Here is a 26483-nt window from a genome sequence, read left to right as displayed (position 1 = left end):
GGCATGGTGCCCGGCTTCGATCCTACGCCGAAGCGCGGAGCCGGGATACCCTGCTTGGTTAACCCTGCCCTAATCCGCCTGCGCGATCTGCAACCAAGGATTAAGCACGCCTCAACATCGCTGCCTTAGTCTCGCCCCACTCACTTTTCGCAAACAACGGCAGCTTATCCTGCCGCGTGAAGTGACATCAGGGGGTTCATCATGCGCATTGCGTTGCTGCTGACCGCGACCGTTGTCGGCGCGCTCTTTGCCAATCCGTCCAACGCCGGCTCGCTCGACGTTGCGTCGGCCGATGCCGCGAAGCCGCTGCCGCCCGGCTTTCAGAGCTATCGCGGCTACATGTTCGACGTGTCGGAGGCGTCCGATCGCAAGGACCTCGACAAGCTCACAGACAATCTGAAGCAGCAGATCGACGTCGTCGAGGCCGCCGGCCTCTCGCCGCGCGTGATGCGTTTCTTCCACACCGTTCCGATCATCGCGAGCGAGCTGGCTTGCCTGGACGAAGGCGCCGCGACCGCCTGCTACGGCCGGGTCACGCCGGACATCCAGCGCACCTCGCCCCGCACGCTGACGGTGTGGGACCATGACAAGCAGCGCTGGACCAATCCGAACGCCGTCGACCTCGCGGTCGATTCCGGGCTCGGCGTGATCATGATCCGGCCGGACATGATGCGCTACGAGAAAGAGGCCGTGCTGCTGCATGAAATGCTGCACGCCTATCACGCACGACTCTTGCCCGACGGCTACGCCAACAAGGGCGTGATCAGCTATTACGCCTATGCCAAGTCCAAGGATCTCCTGCCCAAGGAGGCCTACGCGATGAAGAATCACATGGAATTCTTTGCCGTGACCGCGAGCATTTTCCTGGCGGGAAAGAGCGATTACCAGGATCCGAAGACCCGCGCGGCGCTCAAGGAGAAGATGCCGGACTATTACAAATATCTGGTCGGCGTGTTCGGCTTCGACCCCGATCCGGCAGCGGCCTCGAGCGGACCGGTCGCCTCGCTGAAGTGAGTTCGGTCTGGCTCACCTGCGCCAACCTCAAGCCAAAAGCCGCGCGACATGCGCGGCTTTTTCGTTTTGGAAGGCCGGAAGCTGCGGATGACGCACGGGCGGCAATTGCCAAGGCGGGGGCTGATCTGCATAGTCCCGCCGCATCGATTGGACTGTTTCGAAGAGGATAGAAGACATGGCGGACGCCGACCTGGATGTCGTGATCCGGCAACTGGCAAGACAGCTGCAGACGGGCCTGATGACCCGCGCCAAGGAGCGGCGGGATCGCTTCAGCGGCCTCGCAGCCAAGGCCAAGAGCAAGGAGACCGGCGCCCGCTTCAAGATGATGGCCAAGGCCACCATGGAACAGGCCACGGCCGCCGCAAGGCGCCTGCAGATGTCCGCAGACAACGTCGCCGACAGCTACGCCCGCGCGATGCGGCTCGCCGCCAGCACGCAAGCCGAGGTGAAGGCGGAAAAGCCTGCCAAGGAAAAGCCCGTGAAAGACAAGCCGGCGAAGAAGGCCGCGAAGGCCAAGGCGGCAAAAGCAAAGAAAGCAAAATAGCCGGCCGGCGCTTTCACCGCCGCGGTGTCGAGACCTCGGTCGGCTCGGAACGGGTGAGCTCGGCGAGCTTGGCGCGCGCGGCGTCATGGGCCCGGCTGTCCTTGCCGGGAGGCAGCGCAAGGGCGGCTTCGAAATCGGCGCGGGCCTCGATGGCCTGGCCGCGCGCAAGGAATGCGAGGCCACGGTCGAGGCGGGCCTGCGCATCGCGGGGGTCGAGACGGACCGCCGTGCTGTAGCTCAGGATGGCGCGGTCGAGATCGCCTTTGGCGATGAGTGCACGGCCGCGCTCGCGATAGGGCGCCGCCGGCTTGGGATCGAGCGCGATCGCCTCGTCATAATCGGTGATCGCAAGCTCCGGCTCGCCGTTCTGCCGATATGCCTGCGCGCGGTCGCGGTAGAGCGAGGCGCGGTTGGGATTGAGCTGGATGGCCTCGTTGAAATCGGCGATCGCCCGGCCGTTGTCGCCGTGCCGTAGCGCGATCCGTCCACGTCCCTCATAGGCGAAGGCGATCAGGGAGCCGCGCAACGGCGAGAAGCCGATCACGGCCGAGCAGATGTCGGGCTCATCCTCGTCGCCGCAATTCACGACCGTATGCGTGGACAGGCCGATGGCCACGCCCAGGACGATCAATAATGGCAGGGCAACTCTGGTCATCTTCGACGGCGACCGGCAGGCCGGCCGCACATCCCCTTTCGAAGGAACACTCTGGGTCGGCTGTTAACACCCCCCGAGGCGGCCCTCTGTGCGCCAGATCACAATGGCAGCATAATGCATGACCGCGCAAGGCGGCCTCCCGCTCGCCTGCCGTCCCTTGGGCTAGGCCAATCTAGGCCAATTGGAGCACCCAGATGCAGCACTTCCAGACCACCAAACCAAGCAGGTAGCACCAGACCACCGTTACCGAGGCCAGTGACGTCAGGAGAAGCGCGCCTTCCATTCGTTCCAGAAAGCCTTCACGCGGCGCAATGTCGCGTTCGACCACACGCTCGATCTGCAACGGTACCATGCGAACCTCCGGCGATTTGCATGCGCAAATCTTGCCACTCGGCAAGCATTCCAACCTGTTGCTCCCCCAGCCAAGGCGAGCAGTGACAGGTCTGGCGCAACGGCCGACGGAGTGCAAGCTACATTTCGGATCGTGCGCAGCAACAATCGGCACCCTGACGATGATCACGCCAGACGCCGGCAATGCGACGTTGCATCAGAAATTTCTCGCTTGAATTGCAGCGCCGTGAGAATACGCCGGCGCTGCTCGCGAGCTCATCCCCACGGACCGCGCGAGGATGATCGGCCCCACGGGCCGTGCGGCGGATAGTTCTCGTTGGCGCCGACCGAGGGCGTCGCCTGCGTGCCGAGCTCGGCCGCGAGCTGCTGGAGCGCCGCGATGCGGTTCTGCGTCGAGGGATGGGTGGTGAAGAGATTGTCGATGCCGTGGCCCGACAGCGGGTTGATGATGAACATATGCGCGGTCGCCGGATTGCGCTCGGCATCATAATTCGGCACCTGATGCGCGGCACTCTCGATCTTCACCAGCGCCGAGGCAAGCCACATCGGCTGTCCCGCGATCCGCGCGCCAAGATTGTCGGCGGCATATTCGCGGGTGCGGCTGATGGCCATCTGCACCAGCATGGCTCCGAGCGGGGCGAGGATCATCATCAGGATCGAGCCGACGATGCGGGGACCGTTGTTGTCGCGATGGCCGCCGAAGAACATGCCGAACTGCGCCAGCATGGAGATCGCACCCGCGATGGTCGCGGTGATGGTCATCAGCAGCGTGTCGTGATTTTTGATATGCGCAAGCTCATGCGCGATCACGCCGGCGAGTTCCTCGCGGCTGAGCTGGTTCATCAGGCCGACGGTGACGGCGACGGCGGCGTTCTCGGGATTGCGGCCTGTCGCGAACGCGTTCGGCTGCGCCTCGTCCACCACGAACACCCGCGGCATCGGCAACCCAGCGCGGCCAGCAAGCTCGGCCACGAGCCCGACCAGCTCCGGCGCGCTTTGACGGTCGACCTCATGGGCGCCGTACATCGAGAGCACCATGCGGTCGGAGTTCCAGTAGGTGACGAGATTGGTCGCCGCTGCAATCACGAGCGCGATCATGGCGCCTGAGGCGCCGCCGATCAGATAGCCCACGCCCATGAACAAGGCGGTGAGGCCTGCGAGAAGCATTCCGGTACGTAGATAGTTCATGACCGTCTCCAGCGCCGGCCATGGCCGCCAAAGGCACTGCGGGCCGGCAGACATCAGGTAGGAACGACCCCTGCTGAAGCGCAAGGTTTCAAGGTGCGTCGCGGAGCCGCGGCACTGGCTTGAGCTCGATCATTCCATTAAACTTCGTCGAGAATCCAAGCCTCCTCCCCTTTCGGAAACCTCATGCTCCTGACCCGATTTGCGATCGCGGCCGTTACCCTCGCCGCGCTCTCCCTTCCCGCCTCCGCCCAGTTCGCGCCGCCGCCCGCAAAGCCCGCGGCGCCCAGGGCGACTGCGCCGTCGCCACGCGCCGCCTCGTGCCACAACGGAGCGGGCTTCGATCGCTTCCTCGCCGAGGTGAAACAGCAAGCGGTCGCCGCAGGCGTGTCGCAACGAACGATATCGGAGGCTTCGCCCTACCTCGTCTACGACCAGGGCATCGTCAATCGCGACCGCGGCCAGCGCGTGTTCGGCCAGCTCTTCACCGAATTCGCCGGCCGCATGGCCGCGCCCTATCGCATGCAGAACGGCCAGCAGCACATCAAGCAGCACGCGGCCGCATTCGCGCGCGCCGAGAAGGAGTACGGCGTGCCGCCTGCGGTCATCGCCGCGTTCTGGGGTCTGGAGAGCGACTTCGGTGCCAACATGGGCAATCTGCCGACGCTGAAATCGCTGGTGTCGCTCGCCTATGACTGCCGGCGCTCGGAGATGTTCGTGAACGAGACCATCGCCGCGCTGAAGATCATCGATCGCGGCGATCTCACGCCCGACGAGATGATCGGCTCATGGGCCGGCGAGCTCGGCCAGACGCAATTCCTGCCGACGCATTATGTCAACTACGCCGTCGACTATGATGGCGACGGGCGGCGCGACCTCTTACGCAGCGGAGACGATGTGATCGGCTCGACCGCGAACTACATCGCCAATGGGTTGAAGTGGCGGCGCGGCGAGCCGTGGCTGGAAGAGATCAAGGTCCCGCAGAACCTGCCATGGGATCAGACCGACCTCAGCGTGCAGCTGCCGCGCTCGAAATGGGCACAGTTCGGCGTCACCTATCCCGACGGCCGGCCGCTGCCGAACGATAATCTTCCGGCTTCCGTGCTGCTGCCGATGGGACGCTTTGGGCCAGCCTTCATGGCCTACGCGAATTTCGCCGCCTATACCGAATGGAATAACTCGCTGATCTATTCGACCACCGCAGGCTATCTCGCCTCGCGCATCGCGGGCGCAGCGCCGATGCGCAAGCCTGCCGGGCAAGTGGCGCAATTGCCGTTCAACGAGCTCAAGCAATTGCAGCAGCTGCTGGTCCAGGCCGGCTTCAATGTCGGCAAGGTCGACGGCGTTCTCGGCCAGCAGAGCCGCGCGGCCGTCAAGGCGATGCAGATCAAATACGGCCTGCCGGCCGATTCCTGGCCGACCGTGGAGCTTCTGGCCCGCATGCGCGGCGGCACGGCACAGGCGCAGCCCCAGGCGACAGTGCGATAGAATTTTCGCACCGCACAAGCCATTTTCGCAATTGTATTATTCCATGAGGCTCCCATGTGAGTGGCTCAGGTTTTCCGCCTGAGATTCCCACCATCAAAGCGAGCATCACATGTCCTTCTATGACGCCGTCGTCCCCGCCTATTTGCAAATGCTGAACAGCTTGACCGGCTTGCTCACCAAGGCCGAGGCGCATTGCGCGGCCAAGAAGATCGACCCGAGCGTCATGCTCGGCTCCCGCCTGTTCCCGGACATGCTGCCGCTGTCGAAGCAGATCCAGCTGGCCAGCGATTTCGCTGCCAAGGGCTGCGCCCGGCTGACCCATGGCGAGCTGCCTTCGATGCCCGACACGGAAAAGACGTTTGAGGAGCTGAAGCAGCGGCTCGCGAAGACGATCGACTATGTGAAGTCGTTCAAGCCAGAGCAGTTCGAGGGCGCCGACAGCAAGGACGTGACCTTCCCGGCGGGCCCGGACCGGACCATGACGCTCAGGGGTCAACAGTTCTTCAGCGCCGTCTCGCTGCCGAACTTCTATTTCCACGCCACGACCGCTCACGGCATCATGCGCCACAACGGCGTTGAGATCGGCAAACGCGATTTCCTCGGCGCGAACTGATTGCTGGATCGCACGGCCACGACAGCGGAAATCCGCTGCCACGGCCGAATTTGCGCATGAATCATGCTGCGCGGGCCCTGCCGCGCAGCTCGCCTGCACTTTCCGTATGGCTCATCCCTTGCGCCTGATGCCGCGATGCACAAGTGTTCCAGACCTCTTAACCTCTGGAAGCATCCCGATGAGCCGTTCGACCAAATTGTTTGAGACCTACAAGCTCGGCCCGATCACGCTGGCCAACCGCCTGGTGATGGCACCGCTGACGCGCAACCGCGCCTCGCCCGGCACCTTCGTCCCCTCCCCGCTCGCAGCTGAGTATTACGGCCAACGCGCTTCCGCAGGCCTGCTGATCACCGAAGCGAGCCAGGTCTCGCAGCAGGGCCAGGGCTACCAGGACACCCCCGGCATCTACAGCAAGGACCAGGTCGCCGGCTGGCGCAAGGTCACCGACAAGGTGCATGAGCGCGGCGGCAAGATCTTCATCCAGCTCTGGCATGTCGGCCGCATCTCGCATGTCGACCTCCAGGCGAATGGCGCAGCCCCGGTGGCGCCGAGCGCGATCCGCGCCAAGGGCAAGACGTTCGTGAACGGCACCTTTGCCGACGTCTCCGAGCCCCGTGCGCTCGAGCTCTCCGAAATTCCGGGAATCATCGACGATTTCAAGCGCGCCGCGAAGAATGCGCTGGAAGCCGGCTTCGACGGCGTCGAGATTCATGGCGCCAACGGCTATCTGCTCGAGCAGTTCGCCAAGGACGGCGCCAACAAGCGCACCGACGCCTATGGCGGCTCGATCGAGAACCGCGCCAGGTTGATGCTGGAAGTCTCCAAGGCCGTCGTGACTGAAGCCGGCGCCGACCGCACCGGCATCCGCATCTCGCCGGTGACGCCCGCCAACGACATCTCGGATTCGAACCCGCAAGCTCTGTACGACCATATCGTCGACGGCCTCAGCGCGCTGAAGCTTGTCTATCTCCACGTCGTCGAAGGTGCCACCGGCGGTCCGCGCGACGTCGCCCCGTTCGACTATGCGAGCATCCGCAAGCGCTTCGCTGGTGCCTACGTCGCCAACAACGGCTACGATTTCGATCTCGCCACCAAGGTGCTCGACGCAAACGCGGCCGATCTCATCGCCTTCGGCAAGCCGTTCATCTCCAACCCCGACCTGGTCGAGCGGCTGAAGACGGGCGCGGCGCTGAACGATTGGGACAAGAACACGTTCTACGGCGGCGGCGCCAAGGGATACACGGACTACCCGACGCTGGCGGCCGAGCCGGCGGAGTGATCGTCTCCCTCTCCCCGCTTGCGGGGATAGGTGAGAAAGACAAAAGGCCGGGATCACTCCCGGCCTTTTGCCTTGGGTGCGCCCAGTCCCGCTATATTGCTGGACCCTCGCATCCTTGCTCTAATGCGGCGATGGATGACACTGAGACACTCGTTCGCCGCGCGGCTGAAGCGTTCAATGCGGGCAAGCCGGACGAGGCGCAGCGTCTATGCGAAAAAGGCCTTGCACGCGCGCCGGCCGATCCGGTGCTGCATCATCTGCTGGCCGCCGTGTTGTTCTCCAGAGGCGTCATCGCCCCGGCTCACGCACATATCGACGTCAGTCTGGCCAAGCGGCCCAACAATGCGCCGGCCCGACTGCTGGCCGCCCGCATCGCGCGCAGCGAAGGCCAGCTCGACGCCGCGCTCGGACATCTCGATGCCGCGATCGCCACCAGCCCGCAGCGCGAGATGTTCGTCGAGAAGGCCCGGACGCTCGATATGGCCGGACTGCGAGATCAGGCGCGCGGGGCGTGGCAGGCGATCCTCAAGGTCGTCCCCGGTCATCAGGAAGCAACGGCGCGGCTCGGACGGCTGGCGTGGGAAGACGGCGATCCCGCCACCGCCGCAAGCCTGCTCGCGCAAGCGGTCGCAGCGAGCGCGCCGGCTTCGGTGTGGTTCGATCTCGGCGTTGCGCGGCAGGATCTGCGCGATCACACCGGCGCTGCCACCGCCTACCGCAAGGCGCTCGAGCTCAAGCCCGATCATGCCGAGGCCGCACTCAACCTCGGCATTGCCCTGCAGGAGGGTGGTGACGTCGACGCCGCCATGGGTGCCTTTGCCCAGGCCTATCGCTTGCGTCCACAGCTGTTCGGCTCGATCGCAATGGCGCTGACGTCGGCCTCGCACGGCCGTCTTTGGCTCGACGAGGACGGGCTGCGCCGCGCTCTAGCGCGTTAGCCGCCCGCGTTTTGCGCGAAACTGCTTCCGGTAGACGTTGGGCGCAGCCAGCACGTCGGCGACAACCTTCGCGTAGGATTGCCGATGCGCCTCGTCGAAGGACTCGAACATCAGCTCGGGCGCCTGCCGCGGAACGGCAAAGCATTGCGCGATCGGCGTGCCCTTTTCCAGGACACCTGAGAATTCGGGCTTGATCCAAACGGCCGGAAAATTGATGCCGCCGTCGTGGAAGCGATCGGCGTCGACCAGGCCCGACACCAGGCGAAACGGCAGGTCATCCCGATTGACGGGATGCGTCGCGAACAGCGACCAGCCGGGCTCGAGCTCGATGGTCCAGAAGCTGTTGAACTTGATGGCGGAGCGTCCGTTCGCGAAAGGCGCAGCAGCGAACTGCGCAGCGGGATGGAAGCTCAGAGGCGCGCGCGGATGCCCCGCCGTCTCCGGCTCGGGGATGTCCCAATCCCACGAAAACTGCCCTGACTCGATCCTGATGTCGCACGGCAGCGGAATCATGACTCCATAGGCCATCGCATCGACGAAGGGCGGGCACTGCTTGACCGTGCGGATGTCGCGGTCGTGGATGTCCGAATGCGCCGTCGCCGGCATTGCCCGCAGCCAGTCCGGCAAGGCGCTGCGCGCCGGAAAGGGCTGCAGCAGATGACCGGCCAGCTTTGGATCGCAACGGAAAATCATTCGCATGGTGAAGTCTCGCGTCTGAATCCGAGCCATCCAGGACCGGATCTTGGCCAATTCAGATCACCACCGCCGATAAGGCAATAGCCAATAAGACAAAAGGCCGGGATTGCTCCCGGCCTCCTGCTTTCATGGATAGCCGGGACGAGCCCGGCCATCATGATGTCTCGCGAATTACTTCGCTTCGGCGCGCTTCGGCGGCGAGGCCGGCCACGACTTGATCAGCGTGTCGTAGTCGACGGTTTCGCCCTTCGGCTTCTCGTTCGCGAGCTTGCGCTGCGGAGCGATGTTGCCGTCCTTGGCCGACTTGGCGAACCAGTACTCGGCGGTCTCCTTCTTGTTGAGCTTCGGACCGCAGGCACCCTGCACGCCCGACTTCTCGAGACGCTCCATGACCGAGTCCTGAGCGGCTGCCAGCGCATCCATCGCCGCCTGCGGCGTCTTCGCACCGGACGACGCATCACCGATGTTCTGCCACCAGAGCTGAGCGAGCTTCGGATAGTCAGGCACGTTGTTGCCGGTCGGGGTCCACTGCACGCGCGCGGGCGAGCGGTAGAACTCGATCAGGCCGCCGAGCTTCGGCGCGCGTTCCGTGAAGGACTTGTCCCAGATGTCGGATTCACGGATGAAGGTCAGACCGACATGGCTCTTCTTCAGCGACACCGTCTTGGAGACGATGAACTGGAGGTAGAGCCAGGCCGCCTTACGGCGATCGACCGGGGTCGACTTCAGCAAGGTCGCCGATCCCACGTCCTGGTAGCCGAGCTTCATGCCGTCCTTCCAGTACGAGCCGTGCGGCGACGGGGCCATACGCCACTTCGGCGTACCGTCCGCGTTCATCACCGGCAGGCCGGGCTTCACCATGTCGGCGGTGAAGGCGGTGTACCAGAAGATCTGCTGGGCGATATTGCCCTGCGACGGAACCGGACCGGACTCGGAGAAGGTCATGCCCTGTGCCTGCGGCGGAGCATACTTCTTCATCCAGTCGAGGTACTTCACGATCGAATAGACCGCCGCCGGACCGTTGACGTCGCCGCCGCGCTCGACGCTCGAGCCGACGGGACGGCAGCCTTCCATGCGGATGCCCCATTCGTCGACCGGCAGACCGTTCGGAATGCCCTTGTCGCCGTTACCGGCCATCGACAGCCAGGCGTCGGTGAAACGCCAGCCGAGCGACGGATCCTTCTTGCCGTAATCCATGTGACCATAGACACGGACGCCGTTGACTTCCTTGATGTCGTTGGTGAAGAACTCGGCGATGTCTTCATAGGCCGACCAGTTCACGGGAACGCCGAGATCGTAGCCATACTTGGCCTTGAACTTGGCCTTGTAGTCGGGATTGGTGAACCAATCGTACCGGAACCAGTAGAGGTTCGCGAACTGCTGGTCGGGCAGCTGATAGAGGTGACCGTTCGGCGCGGTCGTGAACGACTTGCCGATGAAGTCGTTGACGTCGAGCATCGGGTCGGTGACGTCCTTGCCGTCCTTCGCCATCCAGTCGGTCAGGTCGACCGCCTGGCCATAGCGGAAGTGCGTTCCGATGAAGTCGGAGTCGTTGATCCAGCCGTCATAGACGTTCTTGCCCGACTGCATCTGGGTCTGGATCTTTTCGACGACGTCACCTTCCTGGATGATGTCGTGCTTGACCTTGATGCCGGTGATTTCCTCGAACGCCTTCGCCAGCGTACGAGATTCGTATTCGTGCGTGGTCAGCGTCTCGGAGACAACGTTGATCTCCATGCCCTTGAAGGGTTCAGCGGCCTTGATGAACCACTGCATTTCCTTCAGTGCGTCGTCCTTCGAGAGGGTCGACGGCTGGAATTCGCTGTCGATCCACTTCTTGGCGGCGGCTTCGTCCGCGCGTGCAGGCGCGGCGATCGTCACCGAAGCCGCGATCAGCGCAACCGCGCTGCTCATGGTCAGAAGACTGGCCTTGGTCGTTCTCAAGTGTCGCATTAGTTTCCTCCGGTTGAAGCGACAAACTAAAATCCAGGCCCGGGTAGACCCCGGATCTGCTCTTTCTCGCCTGCCTCAGACGGTGCGAAAAATCACCGCGCCTGAGACAAGCGAAATCACGGTTGCGAGCCACAGGCTCGTAATCTCAAATCCCTCCTCTCCGATCGGGACCGTTGCGATCGGGTCAGTGCCGACGAGACCGATCCACACCAGATGGATGACGGCAGCCACGATCAGCGAGATGAACAGCCGGTCGCCGCGCGTGGTCGGGATACGCAGAATCCCGACACGTTCGGCCTCGGGATAGGTGGCGGCGAGCCAGGTCATCACCGCCAGAGTGCAAGCCAGCGCCGCAAAGAAGATCGCGGTCGGCAGCGTCCAGGCCATCCATGCGATGGATTCCATCGTTGCCCCCTTACACCCGGCCGAGCGCGAAGCCGCGCGCAATGTAGTTGCGGACGAACCAGATCACGAGCGCGCCCGGAATGATGGTGAGCACGCCGGCCGCCGCCAGCAGGCCCCAATCCATGCCGGCCGCCGACACCGTGCGCGTCATCACTGCGGCAATCGGCTTGGCATTGACCGACGTCAGCGTGCGCGCCAGCAGCAATTCGACCCACGAGAACATGAAGCAGAAGAAGGCGGCGACGCCGATACCGCTTGCAATCAGCGGCACCAGGATCCGGACGAAGAAGCGCGGGAAGGAATAGCCGTCGAGGAAGGCCGTCTCGTCGATCTCGCGCGGCACGCCGGAGACGAAGCCCTCGAGTATCCACACCGCCAGCGGCACGTTGAAGATGCAGTGCGCGAGCGCAACCGCCCATGGCGTATCGAACAGGCCGATCGCCGAATAGAGGTTGAAGAACGGCAGCGCATAGACCGCCGCCGGCGCCATGCGGTTCGACAGCAGCCAGAAGAACAGATGCTTGTCGCCGAGGAAGCGATAGCGCGAGAACGCATAGGCCGCAGGCAACGCCACCGAGATCGAGATCAGGGTGTTGATAACGACGTATTCCAGCGAATTTATATAGCCGGAATACCAGCTCTCGTCAGTGAAGATGCGCCTGTAGTGCTGCAGCGTCGGGGCGTGCGGCCACAGCGTCATCGTCGAGATAATCTCGCCGTTGGTCTTGAAGCTCATGTTGACGAGCCAGTAGATCGGCAACAGCAGGAAGATCAGGAACAGCCCCATGATGAGGCGGCGGCCGGGAATCGAATGCATCAGGCCACTCCTTCCTTCGGCGTGAGTGCGGGCGCGGGCTGGAGCGCGCCTGCGGGCTTGGGCTCCGCCGCCGGCTCCTTCGCCGTCTGTGCCTTACGCTCGACGCCGGCATTGGTCATGACGGTGTAGAAGATCCAGCAGACGATCAGGATGATCAGGTTGTAGACCAGCGACAGCGCGGCAGCCTTGCCGAGATCGAACTGGCCCAGCGCGATCTTGACCAGCTCGATCGACACGAAAGTGGTCGAGTTGCCGGGTCCGCCGCCGGTGACGACGAAAGGCTCGGTGTAGATCATGAAGCTGTCCATGAAGCGCAGCAGCACCGCGATCAAGAGCACGCGGTTCATCTTCGGCAGCTGGATCGCCTTGAACACGGCCCAGCGCGAGGCGCCGTCGATCTGGGCGGCCTGGTAATAGGCCTCGGGAATCGACTTCAGGCCGGCGTAGCAGAGCAGCGCGACGAGGCTGGTCCAGTGCCAGACGTCCATCACGATGACGGTGACCCAGGCGTCGACTGCATCGGACACGTAGTTGTAGTCGATGCCCATCGCGTTGAGCGTATAGCCGAGCAGGCCGATGTCGGGCCGGCCGAAGATCTGCCAGATCGTGCCGACCACGTTCCACGGAATCAGCAGCGGCAGCGCGAGGGTGACGAGGCAGGCCGCTACCGTCCAGCCCTGCCGCGGCATCGACAGCGCGACGACGATGCCGAGCGGCACCTCGATCGCAAGGATCACCAGCGAGAAGAACAGATTGCGCCCGAGCGAGGCCAGGAAACGGCCGCCGAGATCGGTCGAGGGATCGAGCAATTCCTTGAACCAGCCGACGCCGTTCCAGAAGAACTGGTTGTTGCCGAAGGTGTCCTGCATCGAATAGTTCACCACGGTCATCAGCGGCAGCACCGCCGAGAACGCGACGACCAGGAACACCGGCAGCACCAGGAACCAGGCTTTTTGGTTGACGGTCTTGTCCATCAGGCGGCTCCTTCCACCAGAAGGCTGTCGGCATAGACGTGGACGTGTGCCGGATCGAATTTCAGCCCCGCATTGCCATCGGAGCCGGTGAAGCCCGCCGGCGCACGCGCCGCGATCCTGGCCTCGCCGAGGCGCACACGCGCGAAACGGATGCGGCCGAGGTCGTCGATGCGCTCGATCCTTGCGCTGAGCAGGCCGGGGGCCGGCGCAACCGCGTCGACGAATTCCGGACGCACGCCGATCTCGATCTTGGCGCCAGCGGGCAGGTTGTCGTAGCTGCGGTTCAGCGCAATGACATGGCCATCGACCTTGGCCTCGCGCCCCTTCACTTCGGCCGGCAGGATGTTCATGCCGGGGGAGCCGATGAAATAGCCGACGAAGGTGTGAGCGGGCTTGTCGAACAGCTCGGCCGGCGTGCCGCTCTGCACCACGCGGCCGTCATGCATGACGACGACGGTGTCGGCGAAGGTCAGCGCCTCGGTCTGGTCGTGGGTGACGTAGATCATCGTGAGATCGAGCTCGCGATGCAGCGCCTTCAGCTTGGAGCGGAGCTGCCATTTCAATTCGGGATCGATCACCGTCAGCGGCTCGTCGAACAGCACGGCGGCGACGTCGGAGCGGACGAGGCCGCGGCCGAGCGAGATCTTCTGCTTGGCGTCGGCGGTGAGCCGCGTCGCCTTGCGGTTCAGATAGGGTTCGAGGTCGAGCAGGCGGCCGATCTCGGCGACGCGTCTGTCGATCTCGGCCTTCGGCACGCCACGGTTCTTCAGCGGAAACGCCAGGTTCTGCCCCACCGTCATGGTGTCGTAGATCACCGGGAACTGGAACACCTGGGCGATGTTGCGCTTCTGCGTTGACAGCGGTGTGATGTCCTGGCCGTCGAACAGGATTTTCCCGCGCGAGGGCGTGATGATGCCGGAGATCACGTTGAGCAGCGTGGTCTTGCCGCAGCCGGAGGGCCCAAGCAGCGCATAGGCGCCGCCCTGCCGCCAGGTCATGGTGACCGGCTTCAGCGCAAAGGTTTCCTGCGGCGCGTCATTGCCGCCGTAGGAGTGAGCGAGATCGACGAGGTCAATGCGGGCCATGGCGCATCTCCCTCAGGAACCGGGTGCCGCGACGAGGCGATCAGCCGCGTCGAAGACAAAAACATCATTGGGATCGAGCACGGCATCAATGGTCTGGCCGGGCTCGAACTCGTGCACACCGTGCAACACCGCAACCCAGTTCGATCCGTCGCGGGTCAAGTGCACAAAACTCTCCGAACCGGTGATCTCGGTCACCGTGACAGTGGCATGGAAGGCGTGGCGGTCAGTCTCGCCATTGGCGAGCGCAAGCTGGTGGGCGCGAAAACCGACGCGGTAGGCGCCATCGGCGAGCGAGGAATAGAGGCCGGACGCCGGCGCGGCGATGACTCCCGCATATTGCACGGAGCCGTTCTTCTTCTCGATGCCGACGAGGTTGAGCGGCGGATCGGAAAAGACCTGCGCGACCCGCAGCGTCTGGGGACGGCGGTAGACGCCGGGCGTCTCGCCGATCTGGAGCGCCTTGCCTTCCCACATGCACACCGTGTTGCCGCCGAGCAGCAGCGCCTCGGTCGGCTCGGTCGTGGCATAGACGAAGATCGCGCCTGATGCCTCGAAGATGCGCGGCAGCTCGGCGCGCAGCTCTTCACGCAGCTTGTAGTCGAGATTGGCGAGCGGCTCGTCGAGCAGCACGAGATCGGCACCCTTTACCAGCGCGCGCGCCATGGCGGTGCGCTGCTGCTGACCGCCGGAGAGTTGGAGCGGCGTTCGCTTCAGGAACGGCTCGAGCCGCAACAGCCTGGCGGCTTCCGCCACGCGCGTCTCGATCTCCGCGCGCGGCTTGCCCTGCACGCGCAGCGGCGAGGCAATGTTCTCGTAGACTGTCAGCGAGGGGTAGTTGATGAACTGCTGATACACCATTGCGACCGAACGCTGGCGCACGTCGATGCCAGTGACGTCCTTGCCGTTGACCAGCACCTTGCCCGTGGTCGGTTTGTCGAGGCCGGCGAGCAACCGCATGATCGAGGTCTTGCCAGACAGCGTCGGCCCGAGCAGCACGTTGAGCGTGCCGCTCTCGAGAGTCAGCGAGACGTCGCGGATATGCTCGATACCGTCGACGGTCCGGGTCACGTGCTCGAGTGTCACACTCATGAGCGTCCTCCTGCTTCCAGCAGAGGACTTTGCGATACAATGTGCGTGCTGATCCAGTCGTCCAGTGCGGCAATCTCGTCGGCAGACAGCCGCAGACCGAGCTTGGAGCGGCGCCAAACGATATCTTCGGCGGTCACCGCCCATTCGTTGATCATCAGGTAGCGAACCTCACGTTCGGTCAGGGTTGCGCCGAAGGCCTGGCCGAGATCGGCCGCCGATTTGGCGTCGCCCAGCAGCTTGATGGCGCGGGTACCGTAGGCGCGCGCGAGACGACGCGCATGCTCATGGCTCAGGAAGGGATAGCCGCGCTGGAGCTCGGCGATCAGACCATCGACGGCAGAGACGTCCATGTCCCCGCCCGGCAGCGGCCATTTGCCGGTCCAGCCTTCGCGCGCCTTCGCACTGCGAAGATAGGGCGCGAGCCGCTCCAGCGCCTCTTCGGCAAGGCGGCGGTAGGTCGTGATCTTGCCGCCATAGATCGACAGCAGCGGCGAGCCGCCGGGCGTGTCGAGCTCGAACACATAGTCGCGGGTCGCGGCCTTGGCTTCGCTGGCGCCGTCGTCATAAAGCGGTCGCACGCCGGAATAGGTCCAGACCACGTCTTCCGATGTCACGGGCTTGGCGAGATACTCGCTGGCGGCCTTGCAGAGATACTCGATCTCCTCCGGCGTCGCCTTCACCTTGGAGGGATCGCCGTCATAATCGCGGTCGGTGGTGCCGATCAGCGTGAAGTCGTCCTGATAGGGGATGACGAAGATGATGCGGCCATCGGCGTTCTGGAACATGTAGGCGCGATCGTGGTCGTAGAGTTTCTTGACCACGATGTGCGAGCCCTGCACCAGGCGCACCTTGGCTTTCGCGTTGACGCCGGCACCGCGGCCGAGCACGTCCTCGACCCAGGGGCCACCGGCATTGACCAGGGCACGCGCCTGGACCTGCGAGCGCGCGCCGGTCAGCGTGTCGACCATGCTGACGGTCCAGACGCCGTCGGACTGCTTGATGTCAGTCGCACGGGTGCGGGTACGGATCTCGGCGCCCTTGTCGGCGGCGTCTCGCGCATTGAGCACAACCAGGCGGGCGTCATCGACGAAGCAGTCGGAATATTCGAATGCGCGGCCGTAGCGATTCGGGATCAGCGGCTTGCCGACCTCGTCGCGCCTGAGATCGAGCGAACGGGTCGCCGGCAACAGATGCCGACCGCCGATGTGATCGTAGAGGAAGAGGCCAAGGCGCAGCAGCCAGGCCGGGCGAAGGCCGGCGTGATGCGGCAAAACGAAACGCAGGGGACGGATGATGTGGGGCGCGATGCCCCAGAGAATCTCGCGCTCGATCAGCGCTTCGCGGACCAGGCGGAACTCGTAATATTCGAGATAGCGCAGGCCGCCATGCACCAGCTTGGTCGACCAGGACGACGTCCCGCTCGCCAGATCGTTCATTTCGCACAGGAAAACAGTGTTGCCGCGGCCCACGGCATCGCGCGCGATGCCGCAACCGTTAACACCGCCTCCAATGATGGCGAGGTCGAAAATACGCTCCAACAGACGCATCCCCCGGAAACCGCTCGTTCAGTCGCGCGGCAGCTTTCGTTTTTGATTAGATCACACCGCAAAACGAAAGCAAGACGAAAGAGAGACGAAAGAAAGCGAAAATGGAACTTTCCACCGATCAAGATGGCGCAAAAATCGGCAGGTAGATGGGCGATTTCCCGGGCATCGGGCGCGATTGAACGGCAGGCGCCGCCTACAGCCTTGAATGTAGCAACATATCTACATATCTTTGCGCACGTGTGATGCGTCCTCAATTGGAGTGCTGACGATGGTGACCACCCTCACCAGCCGAGAATTCAATCAGGACACCAGCGGTGCAAAAAAAGCTGCGTCGCAAGGACCTGTCTTCATTACCGATCGCGGTCGCCCGGCCCATGTGCTTCTGACGATCGAGGATTATTTGCGTCTGAGCGGCGGACACATGAGCCTTGCCGAGGCTCTGGCGCAAACCAGTGCGGACTTTGACTTCAATCCGCCTCGCGTATCCGGCGAAATCTTCAAGCCCGCCGATCTCGACTGATGTTTCTGCTCGACACCAATGTCATTTCCGAGCTCCGACGACCGGATAAAGCCAATCCCAATGTCGTCGTCTGGGCCAATTCTGTTGCTGCAACGAACTTCTTCGTGTCCGCCATCTCGATTCTCGAAATCGAATTTGGCGCACGCCTGATCGCGCGCAAGGACGCAGCACAAGGTGCCGTCCTGCGCGCCTGGATCGACGGTCAGATTCTGGCTCGCTTCGAAGGGCGAATCCTGGCGATTGATACGCCAGTCGCGCAGCGCTGTGCACAACTTCACGTCCCCAACCCACGGGCTGAACGCGACGCTCTCATCGCAGCGACCGCGCTTGTTCACGGCTTGACGGTTGTCACGCGCAATGTGGAGGATTTCGAACCTACGGGCGTGCCGCTGCTCAACCCGTGGGACGCGGGCTGAGCCGCTAGCGCAGCCTCACCACCGGCGCGGCTTCAGGCGCCGCATCCTGGACTTCGGCCTGGCTCTCGTCGATGTCAGCGCCCTTTGGCATCGCTTCCACCACCTCGATGCCCTTGCTGTGGCAGATGGTGGCGAGGCGCTCGGGCAGTTCCTGGTCGGTCACGAAGGTCTGGATCTGGGTCATGTGGGCGATGCGGACCGGCGCGCTGCGGCGAAGCTTTGTGGAATCGGCGACCAGCATGACGCTGCGGGCGTTGGCGATGATGGCCTGGGCCACCTGCACCTCGCGATAGTCGAAGTCGAGCAGCGCGCCCTCCTCGTCGATCGCGGAGGCGCCGATGATGGCGTAGTCGACCTTGAACTGGCCGATCAGCTGCGTCGCGGTCGAGCCGACCACGGCGCCATCGGCGCGCCGCACCGTGCCGCCGGCGACCACGACCTCGATGCGGGGATGGCGATAGAGCAGCATCGCGACATTGAGGTTGTTGGTGATGACCAGCAGATCCTCGTGCGAGGTCAGCGCGCTCGCCACCTCCTCGGTCGTGGTGCCGATGTTGATGAAGAGCGAGCAGCCGTTCGGGATCAGCGAGGCGGCGGCCGCGCCAATCGCCTTCTTCTCGTCGGCGGCAACGAAGCGGCGCGCCTCATAGGCGAGGTTTTCCACGCCGGAGGCGATGATGGCGCCGCCGTGGATACGGGTGAGCGATCGGCGCTCGCAGAGATCATTGAGGTCCTTGCGGATGGTCTGCGCCGACACTTCGAACCGGCGCGCCAGCTCCTCGACCATGACGCGGCCGGAGGCGCGGGCGATGTTGAGGATTTCGGCTTGGCGATGGGTCAATCCGGTCACAGCAATGGCCTCACGTCAGAATGATGCATGGTGCGGCTTCTCGCGGGCGCGGTCAATGCGCATGCCGATCACGGTTAATGGATGAAGATCTCTTACCAGGCCATCTCTTACCAGTTCATGGCGCGCGCGAGCCGCCCGAGCAGCGTGGGATCGTCGAAAGCGCTTGCTGAGGCGATCGCGCCTGCGCCGACAAGGTCAGCATCGCTGAGGCTGGTCCGGATCCCGACGGTCGGGATACCGGCGGCGGTGGCCGACTGCACGCCGGAGCGCGAATCCTCGAACGCGATCGAGGCTGCAGCGCTGGCGCCGACGAAGCGCAACCCCTCCTGATAGGGCAGCGGATGCGGCTTGCCGTACGGCAATTCATCACCAATCACGAGTGTCTTGAAGCGATGCGTGATGCCGAGACCGGAGAGCAACAGCTCGGCATTGAGACGCGGCGCATTGGTGACGGCGACCATGGGAACGCCGGCGCCATCCGCGCGGTCGAGCAGCGCCATCAGACCCGGCAACGGTTCGATCTGCCCTGCGACCAGGTCGCGAAACACTTCTTCCTTCTCACCGAGAATCTCGGCGCGGCGCTCCAATGTCTCGTCAGGCAGGAAGCGTTCGCCGATCGACACGTTGGCGAAGCCCTGCAGCTCCTTCGAGAAGCGCGCGTGGTCGAAGACATGCCCGCGCGGCCCCAGCACCTGGTTGAACGCCTTCAAGTGCAGCGGGTCGGTGTTGGCGAGCGTGCCGTCGATGTCGAACAGCAATGCCCTTCCAAGAGTTTCGATCATGTCAGCACTTTCCCGAATGCGCGGCGCATCAATGCCGAACACGTATCAATAGAGCCTCGCGCGCGCAATGACGCAGGCGCATGGCGACCACGCGCCACTCGACAAAGTCGCACTCGGCTGCAACAGTGGGCGCAAGATCAAGACCGGAGGATGTAATGACACTGAATCGCGATCATGCTGCCACGACGGACCATGAGGCGGTGGCAAAGAACGTCGAGGCCTTTCGCCTCGCCCAGATCGCGGCCGATCCAAAGGCGCTCAGCGCGCTGTGCGCGGACGATCTGAGCTACAGCCATTCCAACGGCTTCCTCGAGGACAAGGCGGCCTTCGTCGCCAATGCCACAGACGGCAAGACGAAATTCCTGTCGATTGCGTACAAGGATCCGATCATCAAGATCGTCGGCCCTGCCGCGATCGTGCGCTTCCACTGGATGGCCGAGATGGTGACCGACGCAAAGAAAGTGGCAAACAGCCTTCACATCCTGATGAACTGGCAGAAACAGGGCGACGCGTGGAGGCTGTTGTCACGCTCCGCGACAAAGTTGTGATCGTCGGCGTCATTCGAGAACGCGCAGGGCGCGGAATCTGCATGGCGCGGAATCTATTGATCGGCAATTTCTGCAGCGTGATCAATTCCGGGCTCGCGTTGCGCGCCGGAACGACCAGCAGGCACTACGCCGCCTCCCTCACATCGCCATTCACCAGTTTGCGCGCAGCGCGTTCGGCTTCGCGGGCGTTACGGAAGAGTTGGCCTTCGAGGCGATTGAATTGGTGGGACGAGGCGAAGAAGCAGTAGCCGCCCTGACCGCGAACGACGATGCCCGCGGTCTCTGAATTAACTTCGATGATGTAGCTGTCCGGCATGGCCCGTAGAGTCCTCAATGCGGGCAAATAACGACGGTTCTGCCCAAAGGTTCCTGAGGGCAAATCGGCCGTTTCCACCCCGAATCGACGGGCTATTGAGTACGCCTGAACGTCATCCGTTTTGTGACCCGTTCTTGGCAAAGAAGCGACGCGTTGACTCATCAGTGCCGCGTTTCGCGAGCCTGCAAGTCTTCGTGAAATGGGACGATACGCCGCGCGCGGTTACGTCGCGATCGGCGGATCGTTGCGCTGGATCACTTGCGGATGGCCGTTATCGTCGATCGAGACATAGGTGAAATTGCCGTCGGTCACGAGGATCGGTTGCAGCTCGCGCCGCCGCAGCGCCCAGGCTTCGAGATGGACGGTCATCGAGGTGCGGCCGACCCGCACGAGAGTGGCGTAGACGGAAACGAGATCGCCGACATAAACCGCTTTGCGAAAATTCATCGCCTCGATCGCAACCGTGACGGTGCGCGACTTCGCGACCTTCGAGGCGAACACGCCGCCGCCGACATCCATCTGGCTGAGCAGCCAGCCGCCGAAAATGTCGCCATTGGCATTGGTGTCAGCGGGCATCGCCAGCGTGCGAATGCAGAGATCGCCGCTCGGCTCGGTGTCAGACTTTTCAGTCATAAGCGTCTCACTTGAAATTGTCCCAGCCCGGATCGGGCGCGAAGCGCTCGCCGAATCGCTCGGCCAGCGCGCGCAAGGTGGATACAATATTTTCCACGCCGCGCGTGCGCGCATAGTTCAGGGGACCGCCGCGGAACGGGGCATAACCCGTGCCGAAGATCATCGCGCCGTCGACCGCATCGCCATCGTCGACAATGCCTTCCCGCAGCGCTGCGACGCAGACATTGGACATCGGAAGCACCAGGCGGTCGATCATCTGGTCGGTCACGCGCGGACCGGTCTCGGGCAATGGCGCCTTCTCCGCCTTGCCATCCTTCCAGGTGTAAAATCCCTTGCCGGACTTGCGGCCGAGCTCGCCCTTGGCAACCTTCTCGCGCAGCCAGGCCGGCGTCGGCGGCAGCAAATCGCCGAACTTGGCGCGCAGCATATCGCCGACATCGAGGCAGATATCGAGCCCCACCTGGTCGGCCAGCTCGATCGGTCCCATCGGCATGCCAAACTGTTCGGCCGCGGCGTCGATCAGGCGCTGGTCGGTCTTCTCGTCGAGCATCACCATGGCTTCCAGCATGTAGGGCGTCAGTGCACGGTTGACGAGGAAGCCCGGCGAACTCTTCACGGCGAGCGGCAGGCGGTCGATCGCGCCGACGAAGGCGAGCGCTTCCTTCAGCACCTGTGCGTCGTTGCCGTCATGGCTGACGACCTCGACCAGCTGCAGCCGCGACACCGGATTGAAGAAATGCAGGCCGACCAGGCGCTCCGGCCGCGCCAGGGTGGTGCGCAAATCCTGAAGCGGGATGCTCGACGTGTTGGTCGCCAGGATCGCGCCCGGCTTCATCCTGGGCTCGAGACCGGCATAGACTTTCTGCTTGAGCTCGAGCTTTTCCGGCACCGCCTCGATGATGAGATCGGCGTTACGGACGCCCTCCCCGTCCATATCAGGGATCAGGCGATCGAGCGCGTCGCGCACCTCAGTCGGCTTGCGGATGATCTTGCCGTAGAGCTCGGCGGCGCGCTTCACCGCGCCCGCGATCGGCTCGGCCTTCATGTCGGCGAGCGAGACGCGCAAGCCTTGCCCGGCTACCCAAGCCGCGATGTCGCCGCCCATGGCGCCGGCGCCGATGACGTGGACGTGCTTGACAGTGTTGCCACTGCCAGCCGCCTTCTTCATCTGCTCGCGCAGGAAGAATACGCGGATCAGATTCTGCGCGGTCGGCGTCACCATCAGCTTGGCGAAGGAGGCCTGCTCCGCCTTCAGCATCGCGGCCTTGCTGCCGCCATGCGCCTCCCAGAGATCGATCAGCGCGTAAGGTGCCGGATAATGTTCGCGTGGCGCCGCCTTCGCCGCCTCGGTGCGCATGCGCTTGGCGAGCAGCCCGCGCACGGGGCCGAGATTGGCCGCGCGGGTGAGCAGGCTGGGCTTAGCCCGCTTCAGCCGGCCGAACAGCACGTCCTTCACGGCGCCCCTGACGTGACGCTCCTGCGTCACGCTGTCGACGAGGCCGAGCGCCTTGGCCCGGCGCGCGTCGATAGTGCGGCCGGTCAGCATCAGCGCCATCGACTGGGTAGGGTTGACCAGCGCGGTGAAGCGCGCGGTGCCGCCGAGGCCGGGATGCAGGCCCAACATCACCTCCGGAAAGCCGAACCGCGCGCCATCGATGGCGATGCGCGACTGGCAGGCGAGCGCGACCTCGAGCCCGCCACCGAGGCAGAAACCGTGAATGACCGCAACGGTCGGCAGCTTGAGCGCTTCCAGATGATCGACCACCGCATGCGCAGCGCGAATCCGCGCTTCGACCATCTCCGGATCGGACGCACCGCGGAATTCGTTGACGTCGGCGCCGGCGATGAAGCCGGACGATTTTGCCGAGCGGATCACAAGACCGGCGGGACGCTCAGTCTCGATCGCGGCGAGGGCTGCGTCGAACTCCTCCATCACGTCGGCAGACAGCGTATTGGCGCTGGAATCGGCGCGGTCGAACAGCAGCCAGGCGACGCCATCGGCATCGCGCGTCAGGTTGAAGTGCTTGTAGGGACCATCTGCTGCAGGCGGGGGCCCGAGCGAGAGCACGCGATTGCCGAGCGCGGTCATGATTTTTGAATCCATGGTCACACCGCCTCGATCAGCATGGCGCCGCCGAGCCCGCCGCCGATGCACTCGGTCGCAATCCCGCGCCGCGTGCCGAGCCGCTTCATGGCATTGACGAGATGCAGCACGATGCGGTTGCCTGACGTGCCGACGGGATGGCCAAGCGAGATTGCGCCGCCATCAACGTTGAGCTTTTCACGATCGATCTCGCCGGCGGCGCCGTCGAGCCTGAGAATCGCGCGGCAGAACTTTTCGTCGTTCCAGGCGGCGAGGCAGCCGAGCACTTGCGTGGCAAAGGCCTCGTTCAATTCCCAGGTCTCCACGTCCTGGAGCGTAAGATTGTTGCGGGTCAGGAGCGGCGTCGCCGACATCACGGGACCGAGCCCCATGATGCTCGGATCCAGCGCGGCCCAATTGCTGTCGACGATCGCAGCCTTCGGCGTCAGCTTGTGCTTCGCCACCGCGGCGTCGGAGGCCAGGATTACCCAGGACGCACCGTCGGTGATCTGCGAGGAATTTCCGGCGGTGACCTGGCCCCAGGGACGCTCGAACACCGGCCTCAGTTTCGCGAGCGACTCGGCCGTCGAGTCCCGCCGCACGCCGTCGTCATGATCGAAGAACTTGCCGTCGCGGGAGAACGCGGTCTCGACCTCGCCTTTCAGATAGCCCTCGGCCTGCGCATGCGCGAGCCGGCGGTGGCTCTCGGCCGCATAGGCGTCCGACTGTGCGCGGGTGATGCCGAAGAGATGGCCGACGACCTCGGCGGTCTGGCCCATGTTCAGATCGGTGACGGGATCGGTCAACCCGCGCTCAAGGCCGATGATCGGCTTGAGATAGCGCGGCCGCAGCTTGAACGCGGCGGCGAGCTTCGCGGCTACGCCTTTGGCCGTGGCGAGGCCAGCGAACCAGCGCACGCCGGAATTCGGCCAGACCAGCGGCGCGTGGCTGAGCGCCTCGGTGCCGCCAGCCAAGATCATGTCGGCATGGCCCTCGCGGATGTAGCGATAGGCCGTGTCGATCGATTGCATGCCGGAGCCGCAGTTGATCTGCATGGTGAAGGCAACCATGTCTTCGCCCATGCCAAGCCGGAGCGCGGCGACGCGCGCCGGGTTCATTTCGTCGGCAATGACGTTGACGCAGCCGAGAATGACCTGGTCAAAGTCGCTGGACGCAAACGGCTGGCGCGCCAAAAGCGGCCGGCCGCATTGCACGGCGAGATCGACAGGCGTGAACGGGCCGGGCCCGGAGCGCGCTTTCAAAAACGGCGTCCGGCTGCCGTCGACGATGAATACCGGTCGTGCCATCAGCTCGCCGCCCTCTGTTCTCCGAGTTCCTGGAAGAACTGATGCACGTCGCCGGTTTTCCTGTAAATCGGCGACAGCGCCTCCGGCGCAAAATCGTCGACCTCGATAACTCCTGCGACGGCTGCATGAGCGGAAGCGAGCTGCTCGCCTTCGGCCTGCGTGATCACGCCCTTCGTCACGGCCTCCTTCCAGTCCCGCACATGCGCGGCGCGCATGCGCTTGGCAATGGCGTCGGTCGCCGCGACCAGCTTGAACGCGCGCTCCAGCCGGGCGAAGCCGCTGTCGTCGTCGACATGGGCGAGATCCGGCGTGAGACGCTCCCGCGCGGTCGACGGCTCGAGCACGATGCCAGCGCATTGGTGCACGATTCGGTCGGAGGGGCCGAGCACGCGGGCGCCGAAGGGCTGGACCACGAGCTTGAGGATGACGGCAACGAGGCGGTTCGGCAGATTGGCGAGGATCTCCGCGAGCCTGATCTCGATCGTCTTGAAGCCGGTCGCCATGCACCATTCCAGCGCGGCAAAATCCTCCTTCTGCCGGCCCTCATCCTGCCAGCGCTTGAGCGCGGCCGACAGCAGGTACAGCTCGGAAAGGATGTCGCCGAAACGCGCCGACAGCATCTCCTTGCGCTTGAGCGCGCCGCCGAGCGTCAAGAGCGCCATGTCGGCGCAGAGCGCAAACGCCGCGGAGTAACGCGAGAGCTGGCGATAGAACGGCGTCGCATCGCCCGCGTCGGGCGCGAGCGCGAAGGCGCCAAAGCTCCAGCTCCGGCCGAAGGCGCGGAACAGCGTCTGAAAGCTGTGACCGACATGTTTCCAGAACGCCTTGTCGAATGCGGTAAGCCCGCGCTCGCGGTCGGTGTCCGCAAGCGCGTTCATCTCGTCGAGCAGATAGGGATGGGCGCGGATCGCGCCCTGCCCGAATATGATGAGGTTGCGCGTGAGGATGTTGGCGCCCTCTACCGTGATGCCCACGGGCACGGCGCGATGCAGATTACCGATATAGTTTTGCGGCCCGTCGATCACGGCCTTGCCGCCATGGATGTCCATGGCATCGTCGATCGCGATGCGCATCCGCTCGGTCGCGTGCAGCTTCATGATGCCGGAGATCACGGCGGGATGGACACCCGCATTCAGCGCCGCGCAGGTGAGCCGCCGCGCCGCGTCGAGCTGGTAGGCGGTGGCGACGATGCGCGCGAGCGGCTCCTCGACACCCTCGAACTTGGAGATGGAGATGCCGAACTGCTCGCGGATGCGGGCGTAAGCACCGGTCGTGCGCGCCGCATACGCGGCACCGGCTGCCGAGAGCGACGGCAGCGAGATGCCGCGGCCGGCGGCAAGCGCCGTCATCAGCATCTTCCAGCCCTGGCCCAGCCGCTCCTCACCGCCGATGACATAGTCGAGCGGAATGAAGACGTCGCGGCCCCAGTTCGGACCGTTCTGGAACACCTGCATCGACGGCAGATGGCGGTGGCCAATCTGGACACCGGGCAGATTTGTCGGGATCAGCGCGACGGTGATGCCGAGCTCTTCCTGGTTTCCGACCAGATGATCGGGATCATAAGCCTTGAAGGCGAGACCCAGCAGCGTCGCGACGGGGCCAAGCGTGATGTAGCGCTTGTGCCAGTTCAGCCTGAGGCCCGTCACTTCGCGGCCCTCGAACACACCTTTGCAGATGATGCCGGTGTCGACCATCGAGGCGGCATCGGAGCCCGCCTCCGGGCTGGTGAGGCCGAAGCAGGGAATGTCGCGGCCGTCGGCAAGCCGCGGCAGCCAGCGCTCCTGCTGCTCTTTCGTTCCGAAGCGCATCAGGAGCTCGCCGGGGCCGAGCGAGTTGGGCACCATCACGGTGACGGCGGCGGCGATCGAGCGGGTCGAGATTTTGCGCACCACTTCCGAATGGGCATAGGGCGAGAAGCCGAGGCCGCCGAATTCCTTCGGAATGATCATGCCGAAGAATTTCTCGCGCTTGATGAATGCCCAGGCGTCCTGCGGCAGGTCGCGCCACTCCCAAAAGATCTTCCACTCGTCGAGCATGGCGCAGAGCTCATCGACGGGACCGTTGAGGAAGGCCCGCTCCTCGGCGGTCAATGTCGCCTGCGGGATCTTGAGGAGCTTCGACCAGTCGGGGTTGCCCGTGAAGAGGTCAGCGTCCCACCAGACGTCGCCGGCCGCCAGCGCCTCACGCTCGGTGTCGGACATCGCCGGCAGCACGCCGCGGGCCCAGGAGAAGATCGGCTTGGTGAAGGTGTCGCGGCGGAAGCTCATGGCGGACCTCATGCAACGGCGCGGTGACAGGTCATTTTAGCGGAAAATGGCCGCGAGGCGTGAAGACTTCGCCTGCAAAAGGATGCGAATTGACGCGGCCGGGCGGCCGCCCCCGGGGACCATAACGG

General features: G+C 64.1%; 27 protein-coding genes. 9 read left to right on the top strand and 18 right to left on the bottom strand.

Annotated features, from left to right (window positions below; all coding sequences use genetic code 11):
* Positions 1-201: 201 nt before the first annotated feature.
* Both L6637_RS08665 and L6637_RS08660 read left to right on the top strand, forming a co-directional pair.
* Positions 202-1014, top strand: a complete 813-nt coding sequence (locus tag L6637_RS08665) for a hypothetical protein (RefSeq protein WP_237870097.1) — start codon at positions 202-204, stop codon at positions 1012-1014.
* Positions 1015-1189: 175 nt separating this feature from the next.
* A complete protein-coding gene (locus L6637_RS08660; RefSeq protein WP_237866462.1) occupies positions 1190-1558 on the top strand; it encodes a hypothetical protein in 369 nt (122 codons plus the stop codon).
* A gap of 13 nt (positions 1559-1571) precedes the next feature.
* On the opposite strand, the gene L6637_RS08655 is transcribed toward L6637_RS08660, so the two are convergent.
* From L6637_RS08655 to htpX, 3 genes are all read right to left on the bottom strand, one after another.
* Positions 1572-2213, bottom strand: coding sequence for a tetratricopeptide repeat protein (locus L6637_RS08655; RefSeq protein WP_237866463.1), 642 nt, complete (start codon positions 2211-2213; stop codon positions 1572-1574).
* 172 nt (positions 2214-2385) lie between these two features.
* Positions 2386-2565, bottom strand: coding sequence for a hypothetical protein (locus tag L6637_RS08650; protein WP_237866464.1), 180 nt, complete (start codon positions 2563-2565; stop codon positions 2386-2388).
* Between the two features lie 254 nt (positions 2566-2819).
* A complete protein-coding gene (gene htpX, locus L6637_RS08645; RefSeq protein WP_237870095.1) occupies positions 2820-3752 on the bottom strand; it encodes a zinc metalloprotease HtpX in 933 nt (310 codons plus the stop codon).
* Between the two features lie 183 nt (positions 3753-3935).
* Here htpX and L6637_RS08640 point away from each other — a divergent pair, with 183 nt between their 5' ends.
* The 4 genes from L6637_RS08640 to L6637_RS08625 all read left to right on the top strand — a co-directional run bounded on the left by L6637_RS08640 (position 3936) and on the right by L6637_RS08625 (position 8067).
* The gene (locus tag L6637_RS08640; protein ID WP_237866466.1) at positions 3936-5237 is read left to right on the top strand and encodes a lytic murein transglycosylase; all 1302 of its coding nucleotides are present in this window, start codon (positions 3936-3938) and stop codon (positions 5235-5237) included.
* A 109-nt stretch (positions 5238-5346) separates the two neighbouring features.
* A complete protein-coding gene (locus L6637_RS08635; protein ID WP_237866468.1) occupies positions 5347-5850 on the top strand; it encodes a DUF1993 domain-containing protein in 504 nt (167 codons plus the stop codon).
* A gap of 178 nt (positions 5851-6028) precedes the next feature.
* Positions 6029-7129 (top strand): alkene reductase, encoded by a 1101-nt coding sequence (locus L6637_RS08630; protein ID WP_237870093.1) that lies wholly within the window; start codon positions 6029-6031, stop codon positions 7127-7129.
* Between the two features lie 131 nt (positions 7130-7260).
* A complete protein-coding gene (locus L6637_RS08625; protein ID WP_237870091.1) occupies positions 7261-8067 on the top strand; it encodes a tetratricopeptide repeat protein in 807 nt (268 codons plus the stop codon).
* Here the strand turns inward: L6637_RS08625 and L6637_RS08620 are convergent.
* From L6637_RS08620 to glpD, 8 genes are all read right to left on the bottom strand, one after another.
* Complete coding sequence (locus L6637_RS08620; RefSeq protein WP_237870089.1) at positions 8056-8766, bottom strand: hypothetical protein; 711 nt, start codon at positions 8764-8766, stop codon at positions 8056-8058. The genes L6637_RS08625 and L6637_RS08620 overlap by 12 nt on opposite strands.
* A 168-nt stretch (positions 8767-8934) precedes the next feature.
* Positions 8935-10716 carry an ABC transporter substrate-binding protein gene (locus L6637_RS08615; RefSeq protein WP_237866473.1) on the bottom strand — a complete coding sequence of 594 codons (1782 nt, stop codon included), beginning with the start codon at positions 10714-10716 and terminating at the stop codon, positions 8935-8937.
* A 75-nt stretch (positions 10717-10791) separates the two neighbouring features.
* Positions 10792-11121 (bottom strand): DUF2160 domain-containing protein, encoded by a 330-nt coding sequence (locus tag L6637_RS08610; protein WP_237866475.1) that lies wholly within the window; start codon positions 11119-11121, stop codon positions 10792-10794.
* Between the two features lie 10 nt (positions 11122-11131).
* On the bottom strand, positions 11132-11938 hold the full coding sequence (locus L6637_RS08605; protein WP_237866476.1) for a carbohydrate ABC transporter permease: 807 nt from the start codon (positions 11936-11938) through the stop codon (positions 11132-11134).
* Positions 11938-12912: a carbohydrate ABC transporter permease gene (locus L6637_RS08600; protein ID WP_237866477.1), complete on the bottom strand. Its 975-nt coding sequence runs from the start codon at positions 12910-12912 to the stop codon at positions 11938-11940. Before L6637_RS08600 ends, L6637_RS08605 begins: the two co-directional genes overlap by 1 nt.
* Complete coding sequence (locus tag L6637_RS08595; protein WP_237870087.1) at positions 12912-13997, bottom strand: ABC transporter ATP-binding protein; 1086 nt, start codon at positions 13995-13997, stop codon at positions 12912-12914. The genes L6637_RS08600 and L6637_RS08595 overlap by 1 nt, the downstream gene beginning before the upstream one ends.
* A 12-nt stretch (positions 13998-14009) precedes the next feature.
* On the bottom strand, positions 14010-15086 hold the full coding sequence (locus L6637_RS08590) for an ABC transporter ATP-binding protein (protein ID WP_237870085.1): 1077 nt from the start codon (positions 15084-15086) through the stop codon (positions 14010-14012).
* Complete coding sequence (gene glpD / locus L6637_RS08585) at positions 15083-16633, bottom strand: glycerol-3-phosphate dehydrogenase (RefSeq protein ID WP_237866481.1); 1551 nt, start codon at positions 16631-16633, stop codon at positions 15083-15085. The genes L6637_RS08590 and glpD overlap by 4 nt, the downstream gene beginning before the upstream one ends.
* Before the next feature lie 268 nt (positions 16634-16901).
* Between glpD and L6637_RS08580 the strand changes: the two genes are divergently transcribed.
* Entirely contained in the window at positions 16902-17153 is a 252-nt protein-coding gene (locus L6637_RS08580; protein ID WP_237866482.1) for a type II toxin-antitoxin system prevent-host-death family antitoxin, read from the top strand.
* Complete coding sequence (locus tag L6637_RS08575) at positions 17153-17569, top strand: type II toxin-antitoxin system VapC family toxin (RefSeq protein WP_237866483.1); 417 nt, start codon at positions 17153-17155, stop codon at positions 17567-17569. The genes L6637_RS08580 and L6637_RS08575 overlap by 1 nt, the downstream gene beginning before the upstream one ends.
* 4 nt (positions 17570-17573) lie before the next feature.
* Here L6637_RS08575 and L6637_RS08570 read toward each other — a convergent pair whose 3' ends face one another.
* Positions 17574-18419, bottom strand: coding sequence for a DeoR/GlpR family DNA-binding transcription regulator (locus L6637_RS08570; protein WP_237866485.1), 846 nt, complete (start codon positions 18417-18419; stop codon positions 17574-17576).
* Between the two features lie 107 nt (positions 18420-18526).
* Entirely contained in the window at positions 18527-19201 is a 675-nt protein-coding gene (locus L6637_RS08565) for an HAD family hydrolase (protein ID WP_237866487.1), read from the bottom strand.
* 155 nt (positions 19202-19356) lie between these two features.
* Between L6637_RS08565 and L6637_RS08560 the strand changes: the two genes are divergently transcribed.
* The gene (locus tag L6637_RS08560) at positions 19357-19749 is read left to right on the top strand and encodes a nuclear transport factor 2 family protein (protein WP_237870083.1); all 393 of its coding nucleotides are present in this window, start codon (positions 19357-19359) and stop codon (positions 19747-19749) included.
* Positions 19750-19873: 124 nt separating this feature from the next.
* On the opposite strand, the gene L6637_RS08555 is transcribed toward L6637_RS08560, so the two are convergent.
* From L6637_RS08555 to L6637_RS08535, 5 genes are all read right to left on the bottom strand, one after another.
* On the bottom strand, positions 19874-20065 hold the full coding sequence (locus tag L6637_RS08555; RefSeq protein ID WP_237866489.1) for a hypothetical protein: 192 nt from the start codon (positions 20063-20065) through the stop codon (positions 19874-19876).
* Positions 20066-20287: 222 nt separating this feature from the next.
* Positions 20288-20698, bottom strand: coding sequence for an acyl-CoA thioesterase (locus L6637_RS08550; protein WP_237866490.1), 411 nt, complete (start codon positions 20696-20698; stop codon positions 20288-20290).
* 7 nt (positions 20699-20705) lie between these two features.
* A complete protein-coding gene (locus L6637_RS08545) occupies positions 20706-22802 on the bottom strand; it encodes a 3-hydroxyacyl-CoA dehydrogenase NAD-binding domain-containing protein (protein WP_237866491.1) in 2097 nt (698 codons plus the stop codon).
* Between the two features lie 2 nt (positions 22803-22804).
* A complete protein-coding gene (locus L6637_RS08540) occupies positions 22805-24088 on the bottom strand; it encodes an acetyl-CoA C-acetyltransferase (protein ID WP_237866492.1) in 1284 nt (427 codons plus the stop codon).
* Positions 24088-26355 carry an acyl-CoA dehydrogenase gene (locus L6637_RS08535; RefSeq protein ID WP_237870081.1) on the bottom strand — a complete coding sequence of 756 codons (2268 nt, stop codon included), beginning with the start codon at positions 26353-26355 and terminating at the stop codon, positions 24088-24090. The genes L6637_RS08540 and L6637_RS08535 overlap by 1 nt, the downstream gene beginning before the upstream one ends.
* Positions 26356-26483 lie beyond the last annotated feature (128 nt).

The sequence above is a fragment of the Bradyrhizobium zhengyangense genome, from assembly GCF_022012435.1.
Classification (GTDB): domain Bacteria; phylum Pseudomonadota; class Alphaproteobacteria; order Rhizobiales; family Xanthobacteraceae; genus Bradyrhizobium; species Bradyrhizobium zhengyangense.
Note: the sequence above shows the minus strand (reverse complement) of the source record. Positions and strands in the feature narration are given on the sequence as shown.

What these genes read in the sequence shown, in the direction of transcription:
- L6637_RS08560 (WP_237870083.1), top strand. Translation starts at nt 19,357, where the DNA reads ATGACACTGAATCGCGATCATGCTGCCACGACGGACCATGAGGCGGTG.
- L6637_RS08610 (WP_237866475.1), bottom strand. Translation starts at nt 11,121, where the DNA reads ATGGAATCCATCGCATGGATGGCCTGGACGCTGCCGACCGCGATCTTC.
- L6637_RS08580 (WP_237866482.1), top strand. Translation starts at nt 16,902, where the DNA reads ATGGTGACCACCCTCACCAGCCGAGAATTCAATCAGGACACCAGCGGT.
- L6637_RS08605 (WP_237866476.1), bottom strand. Translation starts at nt 11,938, where the DNA reads ATGCATTCGATTCCCGGCCGCCGCCTCATCATGGGGCTGTTCCTGATC.
- L6637_RS08620 (WP_237870089.1), bottom strand. Translation starts at nt 8,766, where the DNA reads ATGCGAATGATTTTCCGTTGCGATCCAAAGCTGGCCGGTCATCTGCTG.
- L6637_RS08650 (WP_237866464.1), bottom strand. Translation starts at nt 2,565, where the DNA reads ATGGTACCGTTGCAGATCGAGCGTGTGGTCGAACGCGACATTGCGCCG.
- L6637_RS08635 (WP_237866468.1), top strand. Translation starts at nt 5,347, where the DNA reads ATGTCCTTCTATGACGCCGTCGTCCCCGCCTATTTGCAAATGCTGAAC.
- htpX (WP_237870095.1), bottom strand. Translation starts at nt 3,752, where the DNA reads ATGAACTATCTACGTACCGGAATGCTTCTCGCAGGCCTCACCGCCTTG.
- L6637_RS08600 (WP_237866477.1), bottom strand. Translation starts at nt 12,912, where the DNA reads ATGGACAAGACCGTCAACCAAAAAGCCTGGTTCCTGGTGCTGCCGGTG.
- L6637_RS08615 (WP_237866473.1), bottom strand. Translation starts at nt 10,716, where the DNA reads ATGCGACACTTGAGAACGACCAAGGCCAGTCTTCTGACCATGAGCAGC.
- L6637_RS08640 (WP_237866466.1), top strand. Translation starts at nt 3,936, where the DNA reads ATGCTCCTGACCCGATTTGCGATCGCGGCCGTTACCCTCGCCGCGCTC.
- glpD (WP_237866481.1), bottom strand. Translation starts at nt 16,633, where the DNA reads ATGCGTCTGTTGGAGCGTATTTTCGACCTCGCCATCATTGGAGGCGGT.
- L6637_RS08665 (WP_237870097.1), top strand. Translation starts at nt 202, where the DNA reads ATGCGCATTGCGTTGCTGCTGACCGCGACCGTTGTCGGCGCGCTCTTT.
- L6637_RS08575 (WP_237866483.1), top strand. Translation starts at nt 17,153, where the DNA reads ATGTTTCTGCTCGACACCAATGTCATTTCCGAGCTCCGACGACCGGAT.
- L6637_RS08555 (WP_237866489.1), bottom strand. Translation starts at nt 20,065, where the DNA reads ATGCCGGACAGCTACATCATCGAAGTTAATTCAGAGACCGCGGGCATC.
- L6637_RS08655 (WP_237866463.1), bottom strand. Translation starts at nt 2,213, where the DNA reads ATGACCAGAGTTGCCCTGCCATTATTGATCGTCCTGGGCGTGGCCATC.
- L6637_RS08625 (WP_237870091.1), top strand. Translation starts at nt 7,261, where the DNA reads ATGGATGACACTGAGACACTCGTTCGCCGCGCGGCTGAAGCGTTCAAT.
- L6637_RS08660 (WP_237866462.1), top strand. Translation starts at nt 1,190, where the DNA reads ATGGCGGACGCCGACCTGGATGTCGTGATCCGGCAACTGGCAAGACAG.
- L6637_RS08545 (WP_237866491.1), bottom strand. Translation starts at nt 22,802, where the DNA reads ATGGATTCAAAAATCATGACCGCGCTCGGCAATCGCGTGCTCTCGCTC.
- L6637_RS08630 (WP_237870093.1), top strand. Translation starts at nt 6,029, where the DNA reads ATGAGCCGTTCGACCAAATTGTTTGAGACCTACAAGCTCGGCCCGATC.
- L6637_RS08540 (WP_237866492.1), bottom strand. Translation starts at nt 24,088, where the DNA reads ATGGCACGACCGGTATTCATCGTCGACGGCAGCCGGACGCCGTTTTTG.
- L6637_RS08595 (WP_237870087.1), bottom strand. Translation starts at nt 13,997, where the DNA reads ATGGCCCGCATTGACCTCGTCGATCTCGCTCACTCCTACGGCGGCAAT.
- L6637_RS08535 (WP_237870081.1), bottom strand. Translation starts at nt 26,355, where the DNA reads ATGAGCTTCCGCCGCGACACCTTCACCAAGCCGATCTTCTCCTGGGCC.
- L6637_RS08590 (WP_237870085.1), bottom strand. Translation starts at nt 15,086, where the DNA reads ATGAGTGTGACACTCGAGCACGTGACCCGGACCGTCGACGGTATCGAG.
- L6637_RS08550 (WP_237866490.1), bottom strand. Translation starts at nt 20,698, where the DNA reads ATGACTGAAAAGTCTGACACCGAGCCGAGCGGCGATCTCTGCATTCGC.
- L6637_RS08565 (WP_237866487.1), bottom strand. Translation starts at nt 19,201, where the DNA reads ATGATCGAAACTCTTGGAAGGGCATTGCTGTTCGACATCGACGGCACG.